Raw genomic sequence first — 259 nt, forward strand, 5'->3', positions numbered from 1 at the left:
CAGCAGCCTGCCGGCCTTACCGGTTATTACAGCGGGAGAACGGCCGCACCGTCTTCCATTATCTTACACGCAGGAACGGCTTTGGTTCATAGACCAGCTGCAGGGCAGCCGGGAGTATCATATTCCAGGTGTGTTCAGGTTGCAGGGAACGGTTAATGTGGATGCATTAGGTTACGGTTTACAACAGGTGATCAACCGTCATGAGGTGCTGCGCAGTGTATTGAAAAGTGAGCATGATCAGCGCTGGCAGGAAGTATTG

Annotated in this window: 1 protein-coding gene; it reads left to right on the forward strand. The window is 52.5% G+C overall.

Translation table 11 applies throughout. The features are described from left to right. On the forward strand, window positions 1–259 hold a 259-nt coding region (locus KVT36_RS31795), incomplete at both ends, for a condensation domain-containing protein (protein ID WP_217607447.1).

The organism is Chitinophaga sp. GbtcB8 (assembly GCF_019091455.1).
Taxonomy (GTDB): Bacteria; Bacteroidota; Bacteroidia; order Chitinophagales; family Chitinophagaceae; genus Chitinophaga.